Source organism: Pseudoalteromonas sp. OFAV1, assembly GCF_021532595.1.
GTDB lineage: Bacteria > Pseudomonadota > Gammaproteobacteria > Enterobacterales > Alteromonadaceae > Pseudoalteromonas > Pseudoalteromonas lipolytica_C.
In genome coordinates, this window is sequence record NZ_JAKGBG010000013.1 from 103,313 (window position 1) to 110,140 (window position 6,828).

Annotated in this window: 5 protein-coding genes; 3 read left to right on the plus strand and 2 right to left on the minus strand. The window is 42.1% G+C overall.

Features of this window, described 5'->3' with window-relative positions:
- Window positions 1–76: 76 nt before the first annotated feature.
- Window positions 77–2,200, minus strand: coding sequence for a methyl-accepting chemotaxis protein (locus tag L1267_RS09830; protein ID WP_135926834.1), 2,124 nt, complete (start codon window positions 2,198–2,200; stop codon window positions 77–79).
- Between the two features lie 423 nt (window positions 2,201–2,623).
- On the opposite strand from L1267_RS09830, the gene L1267_RS09835 reads away from it, so the two are divergent.
- Window positions 2,624–4,357: a GMC family oxidoreductase gene (locus L1267_RS09835; RefSeq protein WP_235382720.1), complete on the plus strand. Its 1,734-nt coding sequence runs from the start codon at window positions 2,624–2,626 to the stop codon at window positions 4,355–4,357.
- A 27-nt stretch (window positions 4,358–4,384) separates the two neighbouring features.
- Here L1267_RS09835 and L1267_RS09840 read toward each other — a convergent pair whose 3' ends face one another.
- On the minus strand, window positions 4,385–4,813 hold the full coding sequence (locus tag L1267_RS09840; protein WP_054553604.1) for an organic hydroperoxide resistance protein: 429 nt from the start codon (window positions 4,811–4,813) through the stop codon (window positions 4,385–4,387).
- A gap of 123 nt (window positions 4,814–4,936) precedes the next feature.
- On the opposite strand from L1267_RS09840, the gene L1267_RS09845 reads away from it, so the two are divergent.
- Both L1267_RS09845 and L1267_RS09850 read left to right on the plus strand, forming a co-directional pair.
- The gene (locus L1267_RS09845) at window positions 4,937–5,368 is read left to right on the plus strand and encodes a MarR family winged helix-turn-helix transcriptional regulator (protein ID WP_130151823.1); all 432 of its coding nucleotides are present in this window, start codon (window positions 4,937–4,939) and stop codon (window positions 5,366–5,368) included.
- A 255-nt stretch (window positions 5,369–5,623) separates the two neighbouring features.
- Window positions 5,624–6,637, plus strand: a complete 1,014-nt coding sequence (locus L1267_RS09850) for a zinc-binding alcohol dehydrogenase family protein (protein WP_235382721.1) — start codon at window positions 5,624–5,626, stop codon at window positions 6,635–6,637.
- Window positions 6,638–6,828 lie beyond the last annotated feature (191 nt).

The following is a 6,828-nucleotide window of genomic DNA, read 5'->3' on the forward strand; positions in this document are numbered from 1 at the left end:
GATTTCACATCGCGTTTTATCTCGCACCTAGCACCTCGTAACTAGCCCCTTTACCCTTGCAACTAGCAACTTAAAGCTATTTCGTCTTTAATTTATTCAGCTCATCATCTTGCTGTGCAACAAGGGCATTAAGCGTTTGACTGCCGTCTCCAGCCTGCGTTGATAACTCTGCTAATTGCGATGCAGCATCTGAGATTAAAGTAAGATTCCTATTAATCTCCTCGGTTACAGAGCTTTGCTCTTCAGCGGCTGTTGCAATATGGGTAATTTGTTGCGTAATTTCGTCCACCTTAACAACCACCTCATGCAGCGCATCAAAGGCAACGGAGGTTTCATCTACCGCGGTTTGTGCACGCACAACACCTTGTTCAATCACTTTAGAAGCGTTGCCTACTTCAAGCTGTAAGCTGTCGATTAGACCGCTGATGTCATCTGTTGATGAACGTGTTTTTGAAGCAAGCGCACGAACTTCGTCGGCGACCACGGCAAATCCACGTCCTTGCTCACCAGCTCTTGCAGCTTCTATAGCAGCATTGAGGGCAAGCAAATTGGTTTGCTCTGCTATCGTTCTGATCACATCTAATATCTGAGTTATGTCATTACTGCGCGCTGCAACCTTTTCGACCGCTTTGTTTGCTTCTTTTATTTCATCCGACATAGTCTTAACTTGTGTTACAGCTGAAGACAAACTTTTTTCACTACTAACTACTAAACTATTTATTTCGTCAGCTTGTTGCGCCGATTGTTCAGAAGCCCTTGCAACCTCAAGTGCTGTTGCACTCATTTCGTTCATTGCGGTCACCACGCTTTCAATTTCTTGAAATTGCGCTTGTACATTATGTTTAGTATCAACAGCAACACTGGTTGCCATGTGGGCTTGCTCCTTGGTTTGCGTCGATACATTTTTAAGCTCACCAATTAAGTCACGCAATTTAGCAAGAAACGCATTAAAACCTGTTGCTAGTGCTATTAATTCAGCATGGGTATCAACATGCAGGGTTTGGGTTAGGTCGCCTTCAGCACTAGCAAGGTTATCAACACGCTGTTGAATTTGTTGTAATGGTGCCACAATGGTGCGGATCACTAAGGTCATGATAACAAAGGCTGCACCAGCAATAATAATACCCGTCACCAAGATTAAGCCGCCTAACGTATTGGCGTTTTCACTCATGCTATTTGCCAGCGCATGAGGGCCCTCAAGTGCAAGCTCAGCTGGTACTTGAATCAATAAGTTCCACTGGGTTTTAGCAAGCTTAATGGTGATTGGGTAATTAACTAAATACTCATCACCGACTTTAAATACACCACTTTGATTTTTCGCTTTAACGTAATTGTCTAAAGTGCTTTTAGCCACAGCCTCTTTTAGCGGTCTGCCTAGCTTATCTTTGTAATGGCTGCTACCAACCACTAAATCGAGTGAGCTTAATAAGGTAACTCGGGCTTTACCGTTATATAGCTCTTTTGACAATTTTTCGGTCATGCTTTGAAATACAGGCAAAGTTAAATCAACACCAGCAACACCAATAAATTCATTATCACGAAGAATTGGCACAGTTAAAGAGGTCATCATTTCTGAATACCCTGGGGTGATTTCGTATAGGTAAGGTTCCATTATGCAGGGTACTTTGGTGTCTTTTACACACAGGTACCACTCAGCTTCTCGCTGACCAAATTCATTAAGTGTATCGACATATTTTTCAGCCGCATCATCTACGACTTGTTGCTCAATGGCGCCATCTCGATTGCGTGTGAAATAGATTTCTAAAGTACCAACACCCGCCACAGAATGATCATAACCACTAATAAAATTAGCATCACGGCCATCAAACGCATTTGCTTCAAACTGCGAATAAATAGATGAAAGAATGGTATTTTTTTTGAGTAGTGAGCGATTCAACTCAACCACCGCATCGCGAGTTAAAGTACTTGCTGCATCATGATCACCTAAGATTGCGGCAAATGAATAAGGAACTCGATATGCTTCGTTAATAAATCCAGCGACTTGCTCACCATATGCGGCAGCATTGGAGGCTAGTTTGTCTTCAACTTCAGCAACAATCAGCTTTTCTGATTGTGCAGCTAACTGCTGGTTGCTGTTTGACAACTGCCACCATAAAACACTCGATAAAACAAACACAGTAATAAAAATACTGCCTACTGTGAGCCATAATAACTTTTTCGCTAATGCTAACTGCCGCATCGAAATGTCCTGTTTTTATTGTAGGTTTGCTAATAGTTTAGACTATTTAACTAATTTTACAGCCCAAAAAAGGAGTAAAGCATTATTTTTAAGTAATTTATTGAAAATGCTCTGTTCGACAACAGAATTTTGCTAGCATGCAATTGAAATTTATAGCTTTGTTATGATTCGGTTTATTTAGATTAACGGCGTACAAAGCATGACAAACTATTTAATTAAATGGCTTAACATATAGCGAGTAAGCGCTGCTGAGCACTAAAAAGTTGATAAATTGCGTTTCTTTATTACTTGTTCTAAGACAAACAACCGACAAGCTTCTATATTACTAATATGTACATCCCAAACCACAACAGATAAGCAGCTAATTTACAGCGTATTTTGTAACGAGTTAATTATAATAATAAATATCAACAAGCGATGACCATGCAGCAAGACACATTTGATTTTGACCAAATAATTATAGGCTCTGGGTTTGGTGGCTCAGTGAGTGCGCTACGCCTAAGCGAAAAAGGTAACCGGGTTTTAGTACTTGAAAAAGGCCTTCGCCGCGACGATAAAGAATTTCCAAAGACCAACCTAGATATCAAAAATTATATGTGGCAACCAGAAATTGGCTTAAAAGGCTGCATTCAATTTTCGTTTACCAGCAAAGTCACTGTGCTGCATGGTGTGGGTGTTGGCGGTGGCTCACAAATTTATGCCAATGTGCACCTTATTCCTGATGATGAGGTGTTTCAATCTCCAGCTTGGACACGCATAAAATCAGACTGGAAAGAAAGCCTAATGCCCTACTATGGCCTTGCACAACGCATGTTAGGCAGTGCCAAAAATACCTATACCAATGTTGCCGATCACACCCTTAAAGAGATTGCAGAGCAGATGGGGCAAGGTGACTCGTTCAAAACCGTGAATACCGGGGTGCTTTTTGCAAAACCCGGCGAAGCCTATAACAAAGAGCTACCCGACCCATACTTTAATGGCGATGGTCCAAGGCGAAATACCTGCCATTACTGTGGTAGCTGCATGATTGGTTGTCGCCATAATGCCAAAAACACCTTAATGAAAAACTATCTGTACTTTGCCGAGCGCAATGGCGTAGAGATAAGACCCAGCTCTGAAGTAATTAAAATCACCCCACTCAATGCAGATGGCAGCGCCGGATACAAAATTAAGATTAAAGATACCAGTCATCGCAACAACCATATTTATACGCTAACAACACGTGGCGTTGTGCTAAGCGCAGGGGTCATGGGCACCGTGCCTTTGCTTTTAAAAATGCGCGATAAAGACAAAACACTACCTAATATTTCAGCTTGGCTTGGTCAGCAAATTCGTACAAATTCAGAAACCCTCACCACCGCGAACAATACCACTAAAAAAGTTGATGATGGCGTTGCGATCAGCTCATTTATTTCGGTCGACAAAGACACCAACATTGAAATTTGCCGGTTTAAGGAAGGCGCCGATGGCACATGGCTTTATTTACCTTACGTTCCTATGGTGACTGGAAAAGGCCTCAAGCGTATCGCTAAGTTTTTAGTGAATACACTGCGCCATCCAATAAAAACAGCCAAAGTATTGCGACCAAAAGGCAAAGCCCGCAGCTCAATTCTCTTTTTGGTGATGCAAAAATCCGAGGCGTTTATTCACCTTGAATGGCGACGCAAATGGTATCGGTTATTTAAAAGCGGCATTACTGCAGTGCAAAAAGAGAATGATGCACCGCTTAGCGTTAGTTTTCCAAAAGCAGAAGAAGCAACCAAACTCTACGCCGAAAAACTCGGTGGTGTGCCAGGCTCTGCTTTAACTGAAGTGCTCTTTGGTGCCCCGATGACGGCGCATATAATGAGTGGAGTCGCCATGGGGACTGATGCCTCTAACGGCGTAGTTGATAGCTCAGGTGAAGTGTTCGGCTATCAAAACCTGCGTGTTATTGACGGCTCAATCATACCGGGTAATTTAGGGGTAAACCCATCATTAACCATTACCGCATTGTCTGAATACGCAATGAGCCAAATACCGGTATTCGATGCAGCCCGAGCCAGTAAGATAAAACCAATAGAATTTAGTGAACCACGCGAAGGCCTAGTATCTGCGCTTACGGGTTCAGGTGATTTAGCAAAATCGATTGCTGAAAAACAAAAAAGCCGTGCATAAAGCACGGCCTATTTTGATAAATAGCGATTAGATCACTGATAACTCTACAGCAATGTTACCGCGTGTAGCGTTTGAGTATGGGCATACTTCGTGCGCTTTATTAACAAGTGCAAGAGCGGTGTCTTTATCAAGATCACCTACCGATACAGCAAGCTTAACAGCAATACCAAAACCACCTTCGATAGGACCAATTGATACTTCAGAGTTAATGTGAGTATCTGCCGGTAATTTAATTTTTGCTTGGCCAGCCACTAACTTTAATGCGCCGATAAAACAAGCCGCGTAACCTGCTGCAAATAATTGCTCAGGGTTTGTACCTTGACCATCATCACCACCTAACCCCTTAGGAGTTGATAGTGCCACATCTAAGCGGCCATCATCTGATTTTGCTGTGCCTTCACGGCCACCTGTTGCTGTTGCTTTTGCTGTGTATGCGACGCTTTGTAGTTCTTTCATGATTACTCTCCTAATTGAGTGAAAATATACTTTGCATGCAAAATATATTAGATCAGCTTTTTCGGGATTGCAAATACTTTGTATGCAAATTAAAATGCTCGTATTGAATTTTGAGGATCGAGTATGAAATACCCACAGCTAAAATTAGATAACCAGCTATGCCATCGCTTATATATGGCATCGAATGGGATTGCCCGTGCGTATCGAGACTCTCTTAATCAATTAGATTTAACCTACCCGCAATACGTAGTGATGATGGCGCTGTGGGAAAAAGATCAGATCAGCATTGCTGAATTACTGGAAAAAACTGCCATTGATGGCGGTGCGATGACGCAAATTTTGAAAAAAATGAGCGATAAAGCATTGTTGTCGATCACCAAAGATAGCCAAGATAAACGCAAACGACTCGTGCAGCTCGAAGCCAAAGGCAAGGCGATGCAAGATCAAGCCGCTGAGATACCGTCGCAAATTCGTTGTCGCTTCCCAAGCATTAACGAACAACAAGCACTGCAACTGATCGAATTACTCGATTTAGTAAATAGTGACCTCAATTAACAAAAATTATTTGAAAGTGAATTTGGATAATACCAGCTTGCTTAATAAAGTGGGCTTTTTGAGGCAAGAAAACCTCGTTGATAACAAGGCAAAAATTTCGTTATTTAGTTGTTCTAAATGAGAAATTTTTAACGCTGGTAGCGACAGGTTTGCTCCCTCAAAATGATTACGTATTATTGCGAGCTGGTATCTAAACCCTTTTTAATAAAACTAGATGCGCTATAGTGTTCAAAACTCATCAATACGGACACCATCATGAAAGCATTTGGATACACCACAGCAACTCCAGCGTTATCAGACTCATCACTACAAGCGATTGAATTACCAGATCCCGTTGCCACAGGTCACGACATTCTTGTAGCCGTACAAGCAATTTCAGTAAACCCTGTTGATACTAAAATTCGCGCTAATGTATCACCAGACAATGGCTATAAGGTTATTGGTTGGGACGCTGTGGGAACCGTTAAAGCTGTTGGCGACAAAGTGTCGTTATTTAATGTCGGTGACCGTGTGTTTTATGCTGGCGACTTAACGCGCCAAGGTAGTAATGCTGAGCTGCAACTTGTTGATGAACGCATTGTTGGTCTTGCACCAACAAGCCTTAGTAATAGTGAAGCAGCCGCCCTGCCCTTAACCAGTATTACTGCGTGGGAGTTATTGTTTGACCGTTTACAAATTGAAAAATCTAAAAACAATAAGCCAGCCTCTGTATTAGTGATAGGTGCCGCAGGTGGTGTAGGCTCAATTTTAGTGCAGCTTGCCAAACAGCTTACCAATTTAACCGTAGTTGGTACCGCCGCACGAGAAGAAAGCGCCAACTGGCTTAAAGACTTAGGTGTTGATCATGTGCTTGATCATAGCAAAAACCTTAACGAGCAGCGTCTTGCGGCCGACTTGAATGAATTTGATTACGTAGTGAGCTTAACGCACACCGACCAACATCTAGATAGCATTATGGAAGTGATCAAGCCACAAGGTAAATTGGCACTGATCGACGACCCTGCAAGCTTTGATATTTTAAAGTTAAAGCGTAAAAGTATTTCGTTGCATTGGGAATTTATGTATACCCGCTCAATGTTCCAAACCGATGATATGATTGCCCAGCATCAGCTTCTTTCTGAGCTCTCAACCTTAGTTGATAACGGCACAATCAAAACAACATTGGGTGAGCATTTAGGTAAGATAAACGTAGCAAACCTTATTAAAGCCCATGGGATTTTAGAATCTCACAAAGCTCGCGGAAAACTTGTGTTGGAAGGGTTTGAGTAACGAGGAATAAGTTGCGAGGTGCGAGATACGAGAGTAAAGAAGCGAGGTGCGAGGCACGCGCATGTAGCAGATGTATGGACTCCTCCCCATTAACGGGAGAGTACGGTATAAAGAAATTGCAAAACAACTTTTACCAATTAAGGAGTCCATACATGACACAGTCTAATTTAATTGCTATTGATTTAGCAAAA